At 39.7% G+C, this 21695-nt stretch carries 21 protein-coding genes; 19 read left to right on the forward strand and 2 right to left on the reverse strand.

Annotated features, from left to right (window positions below; translation table 11 throughout):
- Window position 1 precedes the first annotated feature (1 nt).
- Both QQK02_RS13665 and QQK02_RS13670 read left to right on the forward strand, forming a co-directional pair.
- Window positions 2-892, forward strand: a complete 891-nt coding sequence (locus tag QQK02_RS13665; protein ID WP_284208627.1) for a class I SAM-dependent methyltransferase — start codon at window positions 2-4, stop codon at window positions 890-892.
- Complete coding sequence (locus QQK02_RS13670; protein ID WP_284208628.1) at window positions 885-2048, forward strand: aspartyl/asparaginyl beta-hydroxylase domain-containing protein; 1164 nt, start codon at window positions 885-887, stop codon at window positions 2046-2048. The genes QQK02_RS13665 and QQK02_RS13670 overlap by 8 nt, the downstream gene beginning before the upstream one ends.
- A 12-nt stretch (window positions 2049-2060) precedes the next feature.
- On the opposite strand, the gene QQK02_RS13675 is transcribed toward QQK02_RS13670, so the two are convergent.
- Window positions 2061-3893 carry a tetratricopeptide repeat-containing sulfotransferase family protein gene (locus QQK02_RS13675; protein ID WP_284208629.1) on the reverse strand — a complete coding sequence of 611 codons (1833 nt, stop codon included), beginning with the start codon at window positions 3891-3893 and terminating at the stop codon, window positions 2061-2063.
- 98 nt (window positions 3894-3991) lie between these two features.
- Between QQK02_RS13675 and QQK02_RS13680 the strand changes: the two genes are divergently transcribed.
- The 8 genes from QQK02_RS13680 (at window position 3992) to QQK02_RS13715 (ending at window position 10744) form a co-directional block, all read left to right on the forward strand.
- A complete protein-coding gene (locus QQK02_RS13680; RefSeq protein WP_284208630.1) occupies window positions 3992-4708 on the forward strand; it encodes a 2OG-Fe(II) oxygenase in 717 nt (238 codons plus the stop codon).
- A gap of 19 nt (window positions 4709-4727) precedes the next feature.
- On the forward strand, window positions 4728-5417 hold the full coding sequence (locus tag QQK02_RS13685; protein ID WP_284208631.1) for a 2OG-Fe(II) oxygenase: 690 nt from the start codon (window positions 4728-4730) through the stop codon (window positions 5415-5417).
- Window positions 5418-5785: 368 nt separating this feature from the next.
- Window positions 5786-6565, forward strand: a complete 780-nt coding sequence (locus tag QQK02_RS13690) for a DUF3450 domain-containing protein (RefSeq protein WP_284208632.1) — start codon at window positions 5786-5788, stop codon at window positions 6563-6565.
- Window positions 6565-7914 (forward strand): MotA/TolQ/ExbB proton channel family protein, encoded by a 1350-nt coding sequence (locus QQK02_RS13695; RefSeq protein ID WP_284208633.1) that lies wholly within the window; start codon window positions 6565-6567, stop codon window positions 7912-7914. The genes QQK02_RS13690 and QQK02_RS13695 overlap by 1 nt, the downstream gene beginning before the upstream one ends.
- Window positions 7914-8438 (forward strand): MotA/TolQ/ExbB proton channel family protein, encoded by a 525-nt coding sequence (locus QQK02_RS13700; protein ID WP_284208634.1) that lies wholly within the window; start codon window positions 7914-7916, stop codon window positions 8436-8438. Before QQK02_RS13695 ends, QQK02_RS13700 begins: the two co-directional genes overlap by 1 nt.
- Before the next feature lie 12 nt (window positions 8439-8450).
- Window positions 8451-8852 (forward strand): ExbD/TolR family protein, encoded by a 402-nt coding sequence (locus QQK02_RS13705; protein WP_284208636.1) that lies wholly within the window; start codon window positions 8451-8453, stop codon window positions 8850-8852.
- 3 nt (window positions 8853-8855) lie between these two features.
- Window positions 8856-9473, forward strand: a complete 618-nt coding sequence (locus QQK02_RS13710) for an energy transducer TonB (RefSeq protein ID WP_284208637.1) — start codon at window positions 8856-8858, stop codon at window positions 9471-9473.
- A gap of 2 nt (window positions 9474-9475) precedes the next feature.
- On the forward strand, window positions 9476-10744 hold the full coding sequence (locus QQK02_RS13715) for a tetratricopeptide repeat protein (RefSeq protein ID WP_284208638.1): 1269 nt from the start codon (window positions 9476-9478) through the stop codon (window positions 10742-10744).
- Between the two features lie 83 nt (window positions 10745-10827).
- On the opposite strand, the gene QQK02_RS13720 is transcribed toward QQK02_RS13715, so the two are convergent.
- Window positions 10828-11781: a tRNA-dihydrouridine synthase gene (locus tag QQK02_RS13720; RefSeq protein ID WP_284208639.1), complete on the reverse strand. Its 954-nt coding sequence runs from the start codon at window positions 11779-11781 to the stop codon at window positions 10828-10830.
- 137 nt (window positions 11782-11918) lie between these two features.
- Between QQK02_RS13720 and QQK02_RS13725 the strand changes: the two genes are divergently transcribed.
- From QQK02_RS13725 to QQK02_RS13765, 9 genes are all read left to right on the forward strand, one after another.
- A complete protein-coding gene (locus QQK02_RS13725; protein WP_284208640.1) occupies window positions 11919-12392 on the forward strand; it encodes an HvfA family oxazolone/thioamide-modified RiPP metallophore in 474 nt (157 codons plus the stop codon).
- A 210-nt stretch (window positions 12393-12602) separates the two neighbouring features.
- Window positions 12603-12725, forward strand: coding sequence for a hypothetical protein (locus QQK02_RS13730; protein ID WP_284208641.1), 123 nt, complete (start codon window positions 12603-12605; stop codon window positions 12723-12725).
- 10 nt (window positions 12726-12735) lie between these two features.
- Entirely contained in the window at window positions 12736-13119 is a 384-nt protein-coding gene (locus QQK02_RS13735; protein WP_284208642.1) for a response regulator, read from the forward strand.
- Between the two features lie 54 nt (window positions 13120-13173).
- Window positions 13174-13719, forward strand: a complete 546-nt coding sequence (apt, locus tag QQK02_RS13740; protein ID WP_284208643.1) for an adenine phosphoribosyltransferase — start codon at window positions 13174-13176, stop codon at window positions 13717-13719.
- A 6-nt stretch (window positions 13720-13725) separates the two neighbouring features.
- On the forward strand, window positions 13726-15963 hold the full coding sequence (gene dnaX, locus QQK02_RS13745) for a DNA polymerase III subunit gamma/tau (RefSeq protein ID WP_284208644.1): 2238 nt from the start codon (window positions 13726-13728) through the stop codon (window positions 15961-15963).
- A gap of 59 nt (window positions 15964-16022) precedes the next feature.
- Window positions 16023-16349 (forward strand): YbaB/EbfC family nucleoid-associated protein, encoded by a 327-nt coding sequence (locus QQK02_RS13750; protein ID WP_284208645.1) that lies wholly within the window; start codon window positions 16023-16025, stop codon window positions 16347-16349.
- Between the two features lie 142 nt (window positions 16350-16491).
- Complete coding sequence (gene imuA, locus QQK02_RS13755; protein ID WP_284208646.1) at window positions 16492-17169, forward strand: translesion DNA synthesis-associated protein ImuA; 678 nt, start codon at window positions 16492-16494, stop codon at window positions 17167-17169.
- A 3-nt stretch (window positions 17170-17172) separates the two neighbouring features.
- Window positions 17173-18570: a Y-family DNA polymerase gene (locus QQK02_RS13760; RefSeq protein ID WP_284208647.1), complete on the forward strand. Its 1398-nt coding sequence runs from the start codon at window positions 17173-17175 to the stop codon at window positions 18568-18570.
- Window positions 18571-18581: 11 nt separating this feature from the next.
- On the forward strand, window positions 18582-21692 hold the full coding sequence (locus QQK02_RS13765; protein ID WP_284208648.1) for an error-prone DNA polymerase: 3111 nt from the start codon (window positions 18582-18584) through the stop codon (window positions 21690-21692).
- Window positions 21693-21695: the final 3 nt, after the last annotated feature.

The raw sequence follows: 21695 nt of genomic DNA on the forward strand, positions 1-21695 counted from the left end.
TATGGATAACGCACATTCATGGACACATTATTGGCAGCAAGGCCACCAAGAGAGTTGCATCGATAACCAATCGTCAGACAATTCTGAGCTTGATACACTTTGGCAAAACGTCGCCAACCAGTTGAGTGAGCAAAATGTTGTTGTTGATTTAGCAACAGGTAATGGCAGCGTTTTAAGAAAGCTCTTTCAATATCAATCTAAACCTCATTATATTGGTGTTGATTATGCGGATATTCAGCCTGCGTGGGCTATCGATTGCCCAAGTGTTGAATTTATTGGCAACACCGATATTGCAACCTTGCCTTTTGAAGACGGTCAAGCTGATCTGGTGACTAGTCAATTTGGTTTTGAATATGGCCTGTCGAGCGGTTCATTAGCAGAGCTAGCACGAGTGTTAAAAGACAAGGGGCAACTTGCTCTAGTGATTCATCATCATGAAAGTGAGGTCGTTAAACCGGCGAAAAACCGCTTGAATGAGCTCTCTAATCTGTTATTACCTGCTGGAGTCATTGACAAAGTAAGTCTGTTTATAAATAAAACCATAACAGTACAAGCACTCGAGAAAGTAGGTGAGGATTACCTTAGTCAATATAAAGGCCAAATTACTCAGCCGGTTAGTGGGCAGTGCTTTCAAGTGGTGAATAAAGTTATTGAGTTAGTAGAAAGTGGTGAACAACACTCGGCAGAAAGCTTGTTTACCCAATTTAAAGAAAGCATGAAGCAAGAACACTCTCGATTAACCCAGTTGATTAATGTAGCTAAAGACCAGCAAGCAGTAACAGACATTATTGGCGAGCTCAATACCTATGGTATAACAAGTAAAGCGGCGTTAGTTAACACGAACCAAAATCAAATAATTGGCTGGTTTATTACAGGAACTAAACATGGCTAAAGTTATAGATGTTAAGCGCATTGATGAATTATTTGCACAAGGCAATTCAGAACAGGCTCGGGATTTATTAAAGGCATTTTGTCAGGATAACTTAACCAACTTGAACCAGTGGTTGCGTTTAGGGATTGTTGAAGAACAACTTGGGACCAAGGAATCCACGGAGCAAGCTTACCAGCATTGCTTATCTATCGGGAGCCACTCTCCTCAGGTTTTGCTATTTGCAGGTATGTTTTTTCTAAATACCAATCAAAAAGATAAAGGTTTAGCATTGCTCTCCCTAGGGTTTGACATGGATAAGGGCATGATCTACTGGTTTCAAAATGAATCACTAGAAGAGCCTCTAAGAGCAAGATCATATTATGCAGGCCTTGCCTTACGTAATCATTATACTGAACTGTCTCAAATTAACTTAAAGCAATCGTCCCATTGTAATGGTGCCCTCTGGCCACAAACTCACAATGAAAATTGGCAGTACCTTACTGAAAATCAAAAGCCACATTTATTTTATTTACCTAAATTAAAAGCTCAACCTATTTGGCCAAATGCAGCATTTTCTTGGGTTGATGTGTTTAAGGAAAACTTTGAGCCGTTAATGTCGGAATTTCGCCAAATTACTCAGGACATTGAAGAACAAGGCATGCCTTATGTCGATGAAAAGTTTGCCGATAAAAGTTTTGAAAAATTAGCCGGCTCTAAGAACTGGACAGCGTTGCATTTGTATCAAAACGGCGTGCCAAATACACCTATCATTGAGCGATTACCAAAGCTTCACAAGCTGCTAATGTCAATTGACCTTTATGGCTTAAATGAGCATCCGTACGAGGTATTCTTCTCTTTGTTGAAGGCAGGTCAGCATATCGTCCCGCACTATGGTTTATCAAACCATAGTTTAACGGTACACATTCCCTTTATTGTTGGTGACAGTGGCTGTTTGACCGTGGAAAATCAGCGAATTTCATGGCAAGTTGGAGACGCTATTGTGTTTGATGATTCATTTATTCATGAAGCAGAAAATACATCAGAACAAGATAGAGTCGTCTTAATTTTTTCGGTTTGGCATCCTGATTTAACCTTAGATGAACAAACTGCCATACAACAAAGCTTTAACGCACGGCAAACATGGTTAGACGAACGAACTAAGTACCTTACTGACTAAGCATTTAACTAGTTAAAGCTTTCTAATGAGTTGCTCATAAGCCTGTATAAATGGCGTCAGTTGCTTTTGGTAATGTTTTGAAAAACCAATTTTACTGCGGTTAATTGGTTTTCTTACCTGAGTTTCACTAAAGGTAAAACTAGCGACATTTTGTTTATGAAATTCTAAATATTCGTCTTGCCACGTTAACGCTAAATATTTAAAAAGCGTTTCGAACCCACCACTTGGGTTCGTTGCTAGATCTTCATAGTGAACATCGATGACTTGTTCTGGATACAAATCACGCCAGTAATCCATCAATTTGTTGGCTTCGACGATGGCGTGTGCAATGTCTGTCAGGTTGCATGCGTAACTGTGTTGGCGATTAAAAAATTGTGAATAGATTGATAGGGCTAAATCATTTGGTGATCTGCGCATTTGAATGATTTTAGCATTAGGAAATGTCGCCAGTATGGCACCTACATACCTAAAATTATGTGGCATTTTGTCAACAATCTCGTGACTAGGTATTTTATTGAATTTACGGTAAAACGCTTGGTGTTCAGTGCTGTTTTCTTGCAGCCAATTTGTAATCACCTCGTCAGAGAGATTTTCATTATACAAACGGTTTTCAAATAGGGTAGCAACTGCGTTACTTTCACCACAACTATCGATGGTTGGCAGTTGGCTCAATACTCGGTTAACAAGGGTTGTGCCTGAACGGGGCATGCCTACGACAAAGTAATGTTGAGTCGGCTTACTATCGTTTGGTAGTGCTGCATAATTTAGCTTTTTAAGACGCGTAAAAATACGCTCATCACGCGCACGATCGTAAGCATTATCATCTTGTTTAAATTGCTGTGATTGTAGTTGGTTAGCTTTATCAAAGGTGGTGAACGCTTCTTGATATAAAGCGTCCTTTTGTAATGCTTTTGCTAGTGTGTATAGGTTGTGTTGTAAATCATAACTGTATTGAGAATCATCAGCTGTTAGCTGACTTAGTTGCTTAATACATTGTTTGTTATCTTCTTCGTTGCCCAAATCATGCTTAACCTGCCAGGCGAATTCTGCCTCCAGTTTTATTGAAATCGCTTTATCAGCGGCTACTAAGGCATCTGATTTATTATTCTCTAATCGACAGACCTTACATTCAATGTCGTAACGCATTAAAGAAGTGTCTTTTAATGATATAGCGATATCTAGCTGAATTCGTGCATTGTTTACTTGCTTAGCCATCAAATACAAATCGGCAAATCGCAAGTGCTTGGCACTTTCATTTTTATGATTGTCGATAAGTTTACTAAACACCTCGATGGCTTCATCGAATTTATCTAGCTTTGCAGCACAAATCGAAAGATTATTTAAAGGTACTTCTTCTTCGGGGAATTGTTTAACAAGCGCTTTAGCTTCAGTATAGGCCAGAAGCCATTGTTCTAACTTCATATAAGCCTGGCATTTTATGTTTTTCCCTGCAGGAATCTCAGGAGCTACTATGATCGCTTGCTCAAAGGTGTTTAGTTGCAAAGCGACGTTTGCTAACTGAGTCTGAAGTGTTGGGTCACTGGGGCAATTTTTAATGCAAACTGGTAATAATTTTATTGCCGTTGCTCGTTGATTAGCACTTAATGTGGCAAGTAAGTAATTATACGCAATATCGAAAGCGTTAGGTTCATCGATTAATGCTTGTTCAAAAAGTGGCTGGGCTTGCAGGTAGTCATTTTTCTGATGATATAAAGTCGCTAAACCAAATAGCGCATCAGTATTTTTATTTGTCGCAAGTATTTGCTGGTAAAGCGCTTCAGCCTTTTCTAATTGGCCTTGTTGGTGAGCAGATTCTGCTAAAGCAAGAGTTTGAGACAATGACATAGAATTGATTACAGCTAACGGTTTGATATATTTTTTAAGATGATACTATAAGGCAACAAATATATTAATGCTTAATAAGCGAAACTGTTTTCAACAATATGCAGACCTTATCACTTAATCATCAAAAACCCGCGCCAGAACTGAGAGAATTTTTTCAAGAACATGGTTTTGTCAAAGTAAAAAAGGCACTATCTGAACAATCCGCACAAGCCATATATCAAACAATCAAATCACAGCCTACATGGAACCTTGTATTTGACGCAAATGGTAAGCATCAAGATCTGAATAACCAAGAAGTTGCAAAGTGGTCAAATAGCCAGAAGAGCGAACTTCAAGACATTATTTATCAGCAGGCCTCAAATGGTTTTCAATATCATTACGAAACCATTCCACTTTATGATATTTATCAAAATAACCTTATGCCGGGTCACTTCTTTAATCAAATTATTGAGTTTCTTAATGAAGAGACAACGTTAGATTTTTTTAGGGAGCTATTAGGAGCGCCAGATATCGCATTTGCGGATGGGCAAATTACCAAGTTTAGCGCGGGCCATTTTCTTAATGTTCACAATGACGATGTCGAAAATAAAAATAGAGTGGCTGCCTATGTCATCAATTTAACACCTAGTTGGCAGGCAAATTGGGGTGGTGCATTACATTTACTTGATGATGAACAGGCATTAAAGCAAAGTTTTTTACCAACTTTTAATGAAATTAATATTTTCAACATTCCTGTTGATCATTATGTTGGTTTTGTCAGTCCTTTTGCGTCAAAACCAAGACTATCTATTACCGGCTGGTTGCGCCGAAAATAATCAAAATAAGAAGAATAGAATGAATATAAATTTAACAAGCTTTGATTTAGCAAAACTCACTGAACATTTTAATGAACATGGTTACGTTCGTGTTGATAACTTTTTATCCGTCGATGATGCAGATGCATTAGCTGACTTTTATAAAAATAGCTGTAAATTCACTAATGCGTTCTTTACCGATAACCATAACCGTGAAGCAACAGATGAGCAGATAGGTGCTTTGTCCTTAGAGAAAAAGCGTGGTTTATATCAAGCCATACAACAGAATGCGGCAAAAGGTATTGGTTTTCTATACGGTAGAAAGAAAGTAGAAGTAACTGATACGGATCTGCCAGGGCAATTGTTAAAGGCAATGAATGAAGAAGCGGTCGTTAACTTTATTAGCCAACTCACAACTAAACCCGAGTTAAAGTATGCAGATGGTCAGGCAACACGTTATCGCGTAGGTGATTTTCTTACTCGCCATATTGACAACCTAGCAGGAGAAACTCGTCAAATTGCTTACGTTGTTGGCTTAACAAATCTGTGGCACCCGGATTGGGGAGGTTTGTTACAATTTTTTGAGCCAAATGGCGAGCCAACAAATAGTTTAGCGCCTACATTTAATAGTTTAACCCTATTTGATGTCAACAAGGTTCATTCAGTAACGTCTGTAGCGCCTTTTGCCCCGCAAAACAGATATTCATTAACGGGCTGGTATCGAAAATAAAATTGGTTTATAAATAATCACTTGAATAAAAAATAAAATATTACATTTGACTTACTACGAAGTAATTAGTAAAACATACAAACGCAAAAATTAGGTTAGCGGGAATATCTGAACGATTTAGTTACTCTAAAATAAAATGTATTGGCTGATAATTAATCAAATTAGCTGAATATCTAAGCACAAAAAAGCTTGAATTTATTTTTTTAAATAAATTGGGCTATCTTTTTAGATCTCATATTGACACTTTGCGTGTCGTTTGGGACTATTGCGTGGTTTTATTCTAAAGAAACTAAAACTTAAGGCAGATTATTCTATTTGCATTAACATAATATTTGTTATCAAAACTAAATAACAATTGGTTGGGAACTATGTCCAAATTAAGTAAAAAAAGCCTTATCGCTTCAACGATAGCTGGCGCATTAGCTCTTACAGTAAGCAACTTTGCTGCTGCAGACGCTCTTAAAGATCTTCAAAAAGCAGAAGAAACAATCGTAAAGTCTTCAGCTAAATCTCAAAACAAAATCAACAACATCTACGAGCAAACGCAAGACCTACTTGCCGAATACCGTAACGTAGTTGACCAAGCAGACGTTTTGGAAGGTTACAACGACCACGTACAACGTATGGTTGATGATCAAAATGCGAACATCGCTTCATTAGAGCGCCAAATCGCAGGTATCGACAAAATCAAGCAAGGTGTTGTTCCTTTAATGTACAAGATGATTGATACATTAGAAAAGTTCGTTGAATTGGATGTGCCAGTAAACCTTGAACCACGTAAAGAGCGTATCGCTAACTTACGCGACGTAATGAGTGATTCAAATGTTACAACTTCAGAGCAGTTCCGTTTAGTATTAGAAGCATACGAAATTGAAGCTGGTTACGGCACAATCTTCGATGCTTACCAAGGTGAATTAGACCTAGGTGGCTCAACAATCACTGCTGACTTCGTTCACATGGGCCGTGTTGCATTAATTGCTCAGTCTTTAGACTACAAGCAAGCATGGGTTTGGAACAACGAAGCGCGTTCTTGGGATCAATTAGGTGATGAATACCTTAAAGGTATTACAGACACTATCCGTATGGCTCGTCAGCAATTGCCGATGGACTTAACTAAATTACCAGTATTTGCAGCAGGAGCTCAATAATGAAAAAAGTAATTAATTTCGTATTACTTGCTGCATCTATGTCAGCAGGTTTCACCGCTGTTTCTCAAGCAAACGAGCTTGATGACTTATTGAAACAAGTTAAATCTGACCGTATTTCTGAAGCTAAAATTGACAAGCAACGTGAAGCTGAGTTCTTATCAGCACGTGCTGACAAAAACGCTTTATTGAAAAAAGCACAAACGCGTTTAGCTAACGAACAAGCACGTAATACACGTTTAACTAAAGAATATGCAGCTAACGAAATCACATTAGCGCAAAAAGAAGTTGAATTAGACAACGCTAAAGGCACATTAGGTGAAATGTTCGGTGTAAGCCGTGCAGCTGCAGCTGATGCATATGGTCAAATCACTACTTCAATCGTAAGTGCTGAATTCCCAGGCCGTGGTGATGCTTTAGACCGTATCGCTAATGCTAAAGAAATTCCAGCATTAGAAGACTTAGAAGAGTTATGGTTTGCACTTCAAACTGAAATGACTGAGTCTGGTAAAGTTTCTAAATTTACGGCTGAAGTTGTAAACTTAGACGGTACGAAGGCTACTCAAGAAGTAACGCGTATCGGTAACTTCAACTTAGTAAATGTTGACGGTTTCTTAAACTACAACGATGAAGTTGGTCAAATTCAACCTTTAGCTAAGCAACCAGCAGGTTACATTTCAGCGACAGCGTCTGATTTCTTCGACGCATCATCTGGTTTCTCAGGTGTTTACCTTGACCCTTCACGTGGCGCAATCTTAGCGTTAGAAACTCGTAAGCGTACGCTTATGGAATTCTACCACCAAGGTAAAGAAGTTGGTTACGGTATTACCGTATTGCTTATTATTGGTTTACTAATTGGCCTAGAGCGTATGGTAGTGTTAGGTGCAATGACTTCTAAGATCAAAGCACAAGAGAAGAACATTGATACGCCAAACGAAAACAACCCACTTGGTCGTTTATTAAAAGTTTACCAAGATAACAAAGGTGCTGATGCTGAAACATTAGAACTTAAACTTGATGAAGCTATTTTACGTGAAACGCCTAAAGTTGACCGTGGTATTAACTTAATTAAGATGTTCGCTGCTATCGCTCCTCTAATGGGTCTATTAGGTACTGTTATCGGTATGATCATGACCTTCCAAACGATTACATTATTCGGTACTGGTGACCCTAAAATCATGGCGGGTAACATCTCATTAGCACTTGTTACAACGGCATTAGGTCTAATCGCTGCATTACCACTAATCTTAGTTCACAGCATCGTTGCTGGTAAGAGCAAGTCGGTACTACACAAGCTAGACGAACAATCTGCAGGTTTAATCGCTTCTATCGCAGAGAAGGAGTCTAAATAATGCTTTTCCTGATAGAGTTATTAGATTCTGTCAGGGGCTTTATTGCGCAAGGCGGTAATGTACTTTACATCGTCGCCTTTGCACTCTTTTTGATGTGGATCTTAATGATCGAGAAGTACTGGTATTTAGCCTCTGTTTACCCGAAAAAGCGTGATGATATTATCGCTCGCTGGGAAGCACGAACAGATACTACTTCTTGGTATGCACATCGAATCAGAGACAAATGGATCTCCGAAGCGACAGAAGAACTTGAAAGTCGTATGATTACGATTAAAACGTTAGTGGCAATGTGTCCGCTAATTGGTTTACTAGGTACTGTAACTGGCATGATTGGTGTATTCGAAGTTATGGCACAGCAAGGTACTGGTAATCCTCGTCTAATGGCCGCAGGTATCTCAATGGCAACAATCCCGACAATGGCGGGTATGGTTGCAGCGTTATCTGGCGTGTTCTTTAGTTCAAGATTAGATACTAAAGTTAACATGGCGAAAGCCAAGTTAGTTGATAGCTTACCTCACCACTAGAGAGAGATTGGAATGGCACGTAAACGTATTCGTGAAGAGGAAGAAGCAGCAATTGATATGACACCGATGCTAGACATCGTGTTTATCATGCTTATCTTCTTCATCGTTACCACCTCTTTCGTGAAGGAGGCAGGTATCGAAGTTAACAAACCAGTTGCTGTGAACCAAACAAAGCATAAAAATGCCAACGTGTTTATCGCAGTAAATGGTGATGGTGAAGTTTGGTTAAACAAGAAACAAGTTGATGTTGAGCGTGTCGCGGCAACATTAGAGAAGTTACTTGCAGAGCAACCAACCGACATCATCTTTATCCAAGCTGACAAAGAAGCTAAGCATAGCAACGTTGTTAAAGTGATGGATGCAATTAAAGAAGCAGGAATCGACCAGATTTCGATTGCGGCAGCTAAGGGGTAATTTATGGTTCGATTATTAGCATCAATTTTACTCGGCGCAGCAGTTACCTTTGGACTGTTCTCTTTCATGGCTTTCTTAGTACAATCAGGCGATCGTGCTCAAGAAGAAGTGCAAGACAATATTGTTGTAGAGGTTAATAGTACGCCACCTAAGTCAGCAGCAGAAACTCGTCGTCGTGTTCCACCGCCGCCGCCACCGCCGCCAAAAGCGCCACCTAAGCCACAAGCGCCGGAGCCGGATACAAGTGCTAACAATGCAGGTATGTCTTTTGAAATGCCTTCAGTTAACCTTGGTGGAGCAGATACTGGTATGTCAGCACCTGGTGCAGGTTTTGCCCGTGACGGTGACGCAACACCTATCGTTCGTATCGAGCCTAAGTACCCAGTACAAGCAGCTCGTGACGGTAAAGAAGGTTGGGTACGTTTATCTTTCACTATCAACGAGATTGGTGGGGTAGAAGACGTAAAAGTTATCGAAGCACAACCGAAACGTATTTTTGACAAAGAAGCGCGTCGTGCACTTCGTAAGTGGAAATACAAGCCAAAAGTTGTTGACGGCAAGCCGCAAAAACAATTTGGTTTAACTGTTCAACTAGACTTTAAAATGGATGGAGGTGCGTAATCATGCTTAAGAAGTTATCAACCTCTTTAATCATTGCATTGGCAGTTACTGCCGTACAATTGCCAATGGTTTCTGAAGCGAGCGCTGCAAGTGCTGCAGAAATTGCTGAAAGGAAGAAGAATCGTCCAACGAATCTAGTAGGCCCTAATATCGGTAAGAAGATAGCGAAGGCTTTTGAATTATATTCAGCTGATGATATTGATGGTTCGATTGTTATCTTAAACGAGATAAAAGCAAAAAAATCATATGATATCGCTTATGTAAATCGCTTTTTAGGTATGATGTATGCCTCTAAAGGTGACCATGAGAAAAAGTCGCTTGAATATTTGAAAAAGGCAGCGGAGCTTGACGTACTTAACTGGGCTGACCAAGCACAAACGTTAAAAACAGTTGCTGATTTAGAAATGTCTATTCGTGAATATAAAGATGCGATTAGCCATTACTATGCTTGGATGGAGTTTACCGGTGAAGAAGATCCAAATGTTTGGACTAAAATTGCCAATGCTCATTATTCATTAAAGCAACTAGATAAAGTGATTATGCCTGCGGATAAAGCAATTGCTGGTTATGGTGATAAGCACAATCAAAACCCTTTTGTTTTGAAAGTGACTTCATACTACGAACGCAAGATGTATCCGGAAGCTGTTGATGTTCTTGAAACTGTTATTCAGATTTTCCCTGAAAATAAACAGTGGTGGACGCAACTAGGTATGTTCTACCTATTGGTAGAAGATTACTCTAAAGCACTTTATACGCTTGATTTAGCATACAAAAAGGGCTACTTAGAAAAAGAAGCTCAGATTAAAACGTTAGCGAATTTATTCCAATCTAATGGTGTACCTCATCGTGCAGCAAAACTGTTAGAGAAGCATATGAATTCTGGTTTAGTAACACGTGACGATAAGAATCTTATCGCACTAGCAAATGCTTTCCATGCGGCGCAAGAAATTGACGACGCAGCGAAAGTATATGGCGAAGTTGCTAAAATGACTAACGATGCTAAGCATTACCGTAAGCAAGGCATGCTGTTGAAGCAAGACGAGCAATTTAAAACGGCTATCGTTGCATTAAACAAAGCACTTGATTTAGGTGTGAAAGATACTGGTCGTGTTCAAATGAGCATTGCTGAATCTCACTTCTACCTTGGTCAATATAAGTCAGCTTATAAAGCAATCAAGCTAGCGATGAAAGATCCTAAAGCGCGTAAATCAGCTAAAAGCTGGGAAGGCTTTATTAAGGATACAGCGAACCGTAAAGGTGTAGCTATCTAGTTAGTTCTTAGCTTATTTAAAAAAACCAGCTTCTTGCTGGTTTTTTTATGTCTAAATTTCTATAACCTTGAATAATAAGGGCGTTAGTTGCTTATCTTCTCTTGGAGGTAACCTAAAATCTCTTCAGTATCGTGTAAGTACTTCAACTCGCTAAAAATCAATTGAGCAATAGGATATTGCAATCTGATGTATTTTAGCCATTGTTTTAATCGGCTAGATAGGTAATGAGGTTTTGCTGAAGCAGGTACTGTGTGACAAAAGTGCATGAGGAACGAAATGAGCTGATTGTCGCTGTAAGGCTGTTCGCCATGCTTAATCACATTAGCTAAATTTGGAACCGCCAATGCTCCTCTGCCCAGCATAAGTTTGTTGGTATTTGCTACTTCTTGGCATTTATCTGCGTCTGATTTCGTCCATATCTCACCATTTGCTATAACGGGGATAGAAAGCTTTTGTGTTGCAAAAGAAATATATTGCCAATGTGCAGGCGCTTTGTAGCCTTGTTTTTTTGTACGTGCATGGATTGCCAGCGAGCTTGCTCCAGCTTGTTCTATGGCATCAAGTATTTCGGTAAAATGTTGAGTGTCTTCCCAACCTAATCTGATTTTTGCGCTAACATCGTACGCTTTAGGTACAGCTTTACGACATTGTTTAATGATTTCATAAATGGTTTCTGGGGTTTTTAGCAACATTGCCCCGCCTTTACTTTTGTTTACCGTCGGCGCTGGACAACCAAAGTTAAGATCGATGCCAGGCGAGCCTAGATCGATTGCTCGTACTGCATTTTCAGCGAGCCATTGTGGGTGTTGCCCAAGTAATTGAACACGTACAGGAGTGCCTGAAGGCGTTTTACCATCACTCAGTAACTCAGGGCATACTTTCTTATACACATGGTTTGGTACAAGGCCTTTAACGACCCTGACAAACTCTGTTACACAAAGGTCATAATCATTTATTGAAGTAAGTAAGTCACGCATTAGCGCATCAATTACACCTTCCATAGGCGCTAATATTATGGGTTTGTCTTGCACTATCATTAAGTTATCAGTAGATTGAAATCTCAGTTTTATAAACTTTTTAACGAAAGTTGAAATTTTATCATACTTACAAAGGTCAATTTAAAGACTATTATTGAAATAGCTATAATTTATAAAAGATCATTAAGGAAAGTCCGATGAGTATTAAGAAAAAATCATTATTAAGTGTTGTGTTAACTTCAATTACTTTAGCCTTGTTGTTTACAGCGCCAGCTAAAGCTGAATCAAATCCGTTTGCTGATCAAACATTAGTGCAATCTGTCGAAACTCCTGATGGTCATAAAGACAAAGGTAAGTGTGGCGAAGGCAAATGTGGCGAGTCAAAAGCCAAAGGTAAGTGTGGCGAAGGCAAATGTGGCGAGTCAAAAGCTAAGTCAATGGCCAAAGGTAAGTGTGGCGAAGGCAAATGTGGTGAGTCAAAAGCTAAGTCAATGGCCAAAGGTAAGTGTGGCGAAGGCAAATGCGGCGAGTCAAAAGCTAAGTCAATGGCCAAAGGTAAGTGTGGCGAAGGCAAATGCGGCGAGTCAAAAGCTAAAGCTAAAGGTAAATGTGGCGAAGGCAAATGCGGTGAGTCTAAAGCTAAGAAGAAAGGTAAATGTGGTGAAGGCTAGTGTGGTGAATAACACAACGCGTTGATCACGGCTGAAAATAATTAAAAAGGTGGCATTGCCACCTTTTTTTGTTTTTATATAAACTATTGATAAAGCAGTAATGAGTGATTACAAATTGAAAAACTTTACTTGATCTAGATCAAAAAACTGTTCATCTATTAAACATTGAGATAGAATGCGCGCCTGAATTTGCAGTATGGAAGTAGTACAATGTCTCGCAATGAAAATTTCAAAGAACAAAGTTCAAAACGTCACTTAGCTCTAGCAATTGTTGCAATGGTATCTATGCCTTTATTACCAATGCTTATGGGCTGGTACACGTTTTTAGCTTAATATATTAATTATGCTAAAAGTGCTTGTTATCGATGATAAAAAACTTATCATCGATATGATAGAGCGCGCATTAGGCGCTCATCAAATTCAAATCTTAGCTGCTAACAATGGTTTAGCTGGCTTAGAGTTATTGAATCAACAGGATGTTGATTTGATCATTTGTGATCACTTAATGCCTATTATGAACGGGCTCAAGTTTGTTGAAAACTATTACGCTGGTGTAGAGTCACCAAAACCCGTTATCTTCATGACTACCCAAGATATTAAATCTGTGAGTCAACTCCATGAGTTGAAGCAGGTTGATGATATTTTAGCAAAACCACTTGATTTAGATTCGCTTGAATCTCGCGTTAAAAACATTTTATCGCTAAATAGTACAGTTAAAGTGCTATAAAAATTCACTAAAATCTTTTATTCTACAGGTTTTGACACTTCAATATTTGAACACATGACTGAAAAGACAATTGCTGTAATTAAGCAAGCTATCCATACAATAGAGAACTATCCTATTGATGGTGTAATGTTTAGAGACATTACTGGAATCTTGGAAAACGCTGAAGCCTTTCAAGCGACGATCGATTTACTCAAAGATAAATTCGAGAACCAAGGGTTTACTAAAATCGTAGGAACAGAAGCTCGTGGCTTTTTATTCGGCGCACCTTTAGCTTGTGCTATGGGTATTGGCTTTGTACCTGTTCGTAAGCCAGGTAAATTGCCTCGTGCAACTTATGCACAAAGCTACCAGTTAGAATACGGTCAAGATACCTTAGAAATTCATCAAGATGCATTAGTTAAAGAAGACAAAGTACTTATTGTTGATGACCTACTCGCAACAGGTGGCACAATTGAAGCAACAACGAAATTGATTCAAAAACTTGGTGCTAATCCTCACTCTGCTGCTTTTGTTATTTCATTACCTGACTTAGGTGGTGAAGAAAAGCTTTCTCAATTAGATTTAAATGTTTATTCTATTCTTCAGTTTGAAGGTGAGTAACATTTAATGAGTTATCAAGTTTTAGCGAGAAAATGGCGTCCTAAAGATTTTTCCGAATTAATGGGGCAAGAGCATGTTGTCAATGTGCTTTATAACGCGCTAGATCAGGAACGGTTACATCACGCTTATTTATTTACGGGTACGCGTGGTGTTGGTAAAACTACCATAGCCAGAATTTTCGCTAAAAGCTTGAATTGTGAACAAGGTATATCTGCAAACCCTTGTGGTAAATGTGATACTTGCTTAGATATAGATAGCGGTCGTTATATTGATCTGTTAGAGATTGATGCTGCGTCTAAAACAAAAGTAGATGATACCAGAGAAATCCTTGATAACGTGCAGTATGCGCCGTCAAGAGGTCGCTTCAAAGTATACCTCATTGACGAAGTACACATGCTCTCGCGAAGTAGTTTTAATGCGTTACTTAAAACACTTGAAGAGCCTCCTGAACACGTAAAATTTATTCTAGCTACCACAGATCCTCAAAAGTTACCTATTACTGTATTGTCACGCTGTTTACAGTTTCATCTTAAAGCACTGACCGTCGAACAAATTAAAAAGCAACTCACACACATTTTAGCGGCTGAAAACGTTAGCGTTGAACCTATGGCGTTAACGATACTTGCAAAAGCTGCTCGCGGTAGTATGCGTGATTGCTTAAGCCTAACTGATCAAGCGATTGCCCAAGGCCGAGGTAATATATCTTTTGCCAATGTCCAAGAGATGCTAGGTGGTGTTGACCACCAATGGGCTTTTAATATTCTGACCTGTTTAATTAAGCAAGACGGGCAAGCGTTAATGGCGCTTTCGCAAGAAATTGCGACCTATGCACCTAATTATAGCCAAGTGATGGCGCAACTTATTCAGTTATTGCATCAAATTGCTCTTGCTCAAGTGGTTGGTAATCATTTTGACTATACTGATGAGCAGCAAGAACTGTTTGACAAGTTTTGCCGACTGATGAGTCCTGAAGACGTACAATTGTATTATCAGATATCAGTGCAAGGGCGAAAAGATTTGCCGCTAAGCATAGACGAACAAGCTGGCTTTGATATGGTATTGCTGAGAATGCTAGCATTTCAGCCTATGGCGAGGCCTGTATCAAGCGCTGAGAATCTTGCGCGTTCAGATGAGAAAACCGGTGAAGTAGATTCATTAACGGTATTGCCAACCAATGTTTCGACAAGTAAACCGGTAGCACCTAATGCTATTGAACCAAATGCTGAAGTTAACACACCTATCGTTGATGTACCTGAGTCACTTCCTTTAGTTGAAGAAGCAAGTGGCGAGTTATCAGCAAATGAGCAGTCTTTAACAATTGAAGAGCCATCAACTAATGTTGAAAACCTTGTTAGCGAACAACAAGAGATATTGTCTCAAGCTGCTCAGCAAGGTTTTTCAGAAAGTGTTGATCATGCCCAGCAAGCGGTATTTGAAGACCCACGACAAGTTGATGCTTTAAATACTCAATTGAATAATGAAGAGCAATCTCAGCCAGTAGAACCTTCGTTACCTAATCAATCAACTATTGTCGATAACGAACCTAACGTATTTGAAGCGTCGATACAAAGCGCACCAGAATCTGTGCAATATGAGCCAGAGCCGTTAGCCACTCAACAGAATACACCGCAAGTAGAACAGGGTAACTTATCTGCTGTAACGACAGAAATACTTGCAACACGCAACATGTTGCGTAGCCGTAAAAAGGGGTTAGATAAGCCCGAAAAAAAGCCTGACGACGCGATAGAGCGTCCTGTTATACCTGCGGCGAATACTACTAACGATTTACCTGATGAATCAGAGCTGCCAGATCAGCCTTATAAACCAGATATTATAGATCCTGCTAAAATTAAAAAGGCTAATCAAGTCGATAAGTGGGCATTTATGATTGATGCTATGGGTCTTAATGGGCGAATACGTCAACTTGCTATTAATGCGGTCATTTCTGAAAAGTCGGATGACGACAATTTGTACTTAGAGCTCGATCAAAACACGAAGCATCTACAAAGTGAAAAAGCGCACGAGCAATTACAAAGTTTTATTTCACAGTACTTGAAAAAGCCAGTAACTGTTCATATTGAAGTAATAGGGCAAACGCAAACAGCGCCATTTAATATTCAAACAGATATTAATGAAAAGCGCTTAGATTACGCCAAAGAATTGATTACGAGTGATGAAGTTGTTCATCGCTTACAAAATGAGTTTCAAGCGCAGCTTGACGAAGCCTCAATACAGGCTCGTTAAGTCAGCTACATATTTAATGCACAGTAATCTTATTGTGCCGCTATTTTTGGAGAAAGAACATGATGAAAGGCGGAATGGGCAACTTAATGAAGCAAGCCCAACAAATGCAAGCAAAAATGCAAAAAGCCCAAGAAGAAATCGCTAATATGGAAGTCACTGGTGAAGCTGGTGCTGGCATGGTTAAAGTAACGATGACGGGTAGTCATAGTGTTCGTCGTGTAGAGATTGACGAAAGCTTAATGGAAGACGACAAAGACATGATTGAAGATCTTGTCGCTGCCGCGTTTAACGATGCTGTACGTCGTGTTGAAGAAGTGAATAAAGAGAAAATGGGCTCATTAACAGGCGGTATGCAAATGCCACCGGGCATGAAGATGCCGTTCTAATTAAGAACCCCAGAAAAATAGCGCCTTAAGGCGCTATTTTTTTATCTTTATTTTTGCTTCTGGTTATGAGTAAAGGATCGTAATTGATCCTTGCGAGAAAATCATAATAATATATACTGTATGTATATACAGGTGATTTATTATGAATGAATTAATTGAAATACTCCAAAACAAGCAACTTGTATGGCAAGGGGCGGCTAAACAAACATCATCACAGTACCAATCAACAGGTTACTCTACCTTAGATGAGCAGTTAAATGGTGGCTTTCCACAGTCAGGTGTTATTGAGGTGCTCTCTGATATTGCTATTGGTGAATTACGTTTACTTATGCCCTCAGTTACTAAGGATAATAATCGTTTATTAGTTTTTATTGCGCCTCCTGGGATAGTAAATGCTCACATGCTTGCTGGCTCTGGTATTGACCTGAAAAGTGTCATCGTGGTTTACCCTAAAGATCAAAAGAATGCCTTATGGTCGGCAGAGCTTTGTCTAAAAAGCGGTGCTTGTCACAGCGTTTTGATGTGGGCGAATGATAGGTTAGAAATTCATCAAATAAAACGCTTACAACTTGCCAGTGAAAAAGGTGATAGTCGGCAATTTTTAATACGAGCTAGGCGATACGAAGACTTATCTTTACCTGTTGACGTGAGCTTATCTTTGACGGCAGAAACTACAGGTCTTAAAGCTAAAATCAACAAGCGCAAACGCGGGTGGCCTAGTGATGTTTTCAATATCAATATGCAATCGGCTTGGCCGAAGTTAACACGACAAATACGCCCTGATAACGTTATTTTATTTCCTGAGCGTAAAGTAGGTTAATTCATGACATTGTGGCTTTACTTACACTTTCCTCAGTTACAACTCGATACCTTATTCGGTGATGATTCATTGCCTGTAGCTATTGTAAATAGCCACACCAGCAAAATCGTTCAATGTAATGAATGGGCAACTAAAGAAGGCATTAACCTAGGTATGGGCTTAGGCTCTGCTGCGGCTCTGTGTCATGGGTTGCAAGTATATCCATATGAAGAAAAGTGCGAGCAACAACGACTACGAGATATTGCACAGTGGCTGTATTTAGTTACCGCCGATATTAGTTTTTACCAGCCTAATGGTTTATTAATAAAAGTCAGCGATATGTTAAGTCTATATCCTAGCTTATCGCGTTATTGGCAGGTGCTTGAAAGTCATTTAACTCAGCTAGATATTCATTATGATTATGCCTGCGGTTATTCTCCTTATGCAGCAAGGTTATTGGCGCGTGCAGGTTTTAATTGTGTTAGTGATGATAAAGCCGCGCTTGAAAATGCACTCGCTTCAAATGCACTGACAATGACAGAATTAGGCGATAAAGAGGTTCATAACCTACATCGTGTTGGCTTACGTTTAGTCTCTGATTTATTGCAACTGCCACTGGCGGAACTAGGTAAGCGTTTCGGGGTTGAGTTAGTGACTTATATTGGTAAATTAACTGGCCAGCTCAGACACCCCGTTGAATATTTTCACCCGCCAGAGCAATTTAGCCAGTATGTCGAGTTACTCTTTGACATAGATAACGTTGAATGGCTTAAAAAGCCGCTGTTAAAAATATATCAACGCTTAGAAACTTTCTTGTTGTTACGTAATAAACACGCAAAAGACCTCACCATTACTTTGTACTTGAGAGACCACCCTGAACAAGTTGTTTCTATTGGGGCAGGGCAAGGTGAATATAAAGCTGATAAGTGGTTAGCCTTAAGTCACTTAACGTTCGAATCTCTGATATTGAATGCACCTGTTACTGGTTTAACCGTTACTGCTAAGCAGCTTGTTAATAATGACATTGAAAAAGTTGATTTGTTTCTAGGTGAGCAAGGTGATGTTTCATCATCAGAGCTTGTTGCACTGTTACAGGCTAAATTAGGTGAAAATCAGGTTAAGGGAATTAAGATCAATGCCGATCTTCGGCCTGAATTATCCACCCAACACTGCCCGCCATTGGTTGAGCATAAAGAAACGACAACAACATCGGTATTACAACCGAGCTTTTTATTACCTGAACCAGAACCGTTGCAAGAAAAGGTGTCTATTGAACAAGGGCCTGAGCGTATTCTTTCTGGCTGGTGGGATGATAAAGAAGTACACCGAGATTACTTTATTGCACGTAGTGAACAAGGACGTTGGCTATGGATTTTTCGAACAATAGAGCAAAAGTGGTTTGTTCATGGTTTGTTTAGTTAAGTGCCTTAGTCATGGCTTACGCAGAACTATTTTGTCAAAGTAACTTTTCATTCTTAACTGGAGCATCACACCCCGAAGAGCTCGTGCATCAAGCCCAGTTTCTTGGTTATCAAGGTATTGCAATCACCGATGAATGTTCAGTGGCTGGTATTGTCCGTGCTTATAGTTGCATTAAAGATCATCAATTAACCATTAAATTAATTGTTGGTAGTTTATTTAAGCTAAATGATGAATTGCAGGTTGTTCTACTGTGTCCATCACGACAAGCCTATGGTGAGCTTTGTCGTATTATTACTAATGCGCGTAGGCGAAGTGTAAAAGGAGAGTACCAGTTAGAGCAATGGGATCTAATGGGAGTAAAGCACTGCTTTTTACTCTGGTTACCCAAAGGAGATCAGGTTGATGAGTATTGGGGAAAGTGGCTTTTTAAGTATCACAGTGAACGGCTATGGCTAGGTTATCAGCGCCATTTACTCGCTAATGATGATGATTATTTACAGCATTGTTTAGCGCTTTCCAAGCGATTTTCACTACGTGTTGCCGCTTGTGGTGGTGTACTTATGCACAGTGCAATCAGGCTACCTGTTCAGCATACATTAAGTGCAATTAAACAGGGTAAAGCCGTTACCCAGTTAGGAAGAAACTTACTCTCAAATGGTGAGCGTTCACTTCGCTCCATTAGTAAGCTATCTAAGCTCTTTAAAAAACAGTGGTTATCGGAAACGGTTGATATTACAAAGCAGTGCCAGTTTGATTTAGGTCAATTGAAGTATGAATACCCTGCAGAGCTCGTACCTAAAGAAGAAACGGCGATGGCTTATCTAAGGCGCTTAGTTAATCAAGGAATTAAACATCGCTTTCCTGAGGGGGTAAATAGTGAAATAGCACAAACAATAGAAAAAGAATTGACTCTCATCGAAGAGCTTAATTATCCCTATTATTTCTTAACCATTCATGACGTGGTGCTGTTTGCTAAAAGCCAAGGCATTTTATATCAAGGGCGAGGCTCAGCGGCTAATTCTATTGTTTGCTATTGCTTAGAAATCACATCGGTTGACCCAAGACAAATCTCAGTATTATTCGAGCGTTTTATCAGTAAAGAGCGCGATGAGCCACCTGATATTGATGTCGATTTCGAGCACGAAAGACGCGAAGAGGTCATTCAATATATCTACCAAAAATATGGACGAGAACGAACAGCTATTGCTGCTACCGTCATTCGTTATCGGTTGAAAAGCGCAATACGAGAAGTGGGCAAAGCGCTAGGTATTGAAGAAACACAGCTAGCGTTCTTTATTAAGAATATGAATCGCCGCGATAGGAGGCTAAATTGGCAAAGCCAGATTGTAGAGTTAGGTTTAGATCCTAAAACCAAGCAAGGTCAACTTTTCATTGAGTTGGTGAATGACATCTTGGGGTTTCCACGCCACCTTTCTCAGCACGTAGGTGGCTTTGTTATTTCGTCTGGCCCGTTATATGAACTGGTGTCGGTGGAAAATGCTTCCATGGCTGAACGCACCGTTATTCAGTGGGACAAAGATGATCTTGAAGCATTAGGCTTATTAAAAATTGATGTGTTAGCGTTAGGCATGTTAACCGCAATACGTAAGTGCTTTTCGATGGTTAAGCACCATTATGATCGCCAATTAACGTTGGCTGATATAACAGCTTTACCTGATGATCAGCAGGTCTATCGGATGATCCAACAGGCAGATACCGTAGGCGTTTTTCAAATTGAATCTCGTGCCCAAATGAGTATGTTGCCACGACTTAAGCCCGTGACTTATTACGATTTAGTTGTGCAAATTGCCATTGTTCGCCCTGGCCCTATTCAAGGTGACATGGTACATCCCTTTTTAAAGCGAAGAAATGGGGAAGAGCCGATTGACTATCCATCAGAAGAGGTTAAATCGGTACTTGAGCGCACGTTAGGTGTGCCTATTTTTCAAGAGCAAGTGATCAAACTAGCGATGGTGGCTGCTGGTTTTACAGGTGGTGAAGCTGATCAGCTACGCAGGGCAATGGCTACTTGGAAAAAGAATGGTGAGCTAGTGAAGTTCAAAGCAAAACTCATCAATGGCATGCAAGAAAGAGGCTATAGTCTGGCATTTGCTGAACGCATTTTTGAACAAATATGTGGCTTTGGTGAGTACGGGTTTCCTGAAAGTCACTCTGCTTCATTCGCTGTCTTAGCCTATGTCTCAGCTTGGCTAAAATATTATTACCCCTGCGCTTTTTATGCTGCCGTGTTAAATAGTTTACCTATGGGGTTTTATAGTGCATCGCAGCTTATTCAAGATGCTAAACGTCATAACATTGTTGTACTACCTGTTTGTATTAACCAGTCACAACGTGACCATACATTAGTTTCACATCAGCAAACCTACGCATTACAACTCGGCTTTCGCATTGTAAAAGGCTTGTCTCAACAGGCCATTAAAGAGATTGTTGAGCACCGCCCTAAGGCAGGTTTCACCAAAGTTCAACAGTTGCAACAACTCCATATTAATGGCAAAGACATGCAGCAATTAGCTAGCGCAGACGCGTTGAAAGTTATTGCTGGAGACCGTTATCAAAGCCGTTGGGCGCTTATGAGCCGTGATCATGAACTGCCTTTATTTACGTTAACTAACGAAAACACTAACAGTGAGTCAGTCCCCTTTCAAGTAGCTGAGCCACAGCAGCAATACTTATTTTCACCTTCAGACTACGATACTTTAGTTGAAGATTATGCCGCAACAGGCTTAACGTTAAATAAGCATCCCATTACATTGTTAGAGTATGCATCTAAGTTACCTCGTTTTACACGTATGCAGGCACTTACTAGCAAGGCACATAAATCTTTTGTGACGGTCATTGGTGTTGTAACAGGAAAGCAGTCACCGGGTACAGCATCAGGTGTGACATTCGTTACGTTAGAAGATGATACCGGCAATATCAATGTTGTTGTTTGGTCGGGGACAGCACGAGCCCAAAAAACACCATTTATGTCGGCGAAAATATTAATGGTAAAAGGTATTTTAGAAAGAGAAGGGGAGGTCATTCATGTGATAGCTGGCCAGCTTATTGATATGACAGATAAGCTAGCCAATTTAGAAACCCAATCAAGAGAATTTAAGTAGATG

The organism is Thalassotalea eurytherma, assembly GCF_030161415.1.
GTDB classification, from domain to species: domain Bacteria; phylum Pseudomonadota; class Gammaproteobacteria; order Enterobacterales; family Alteromonadaceae; genus Thalassotalea_G; species Thalassotalea_G eurytherma.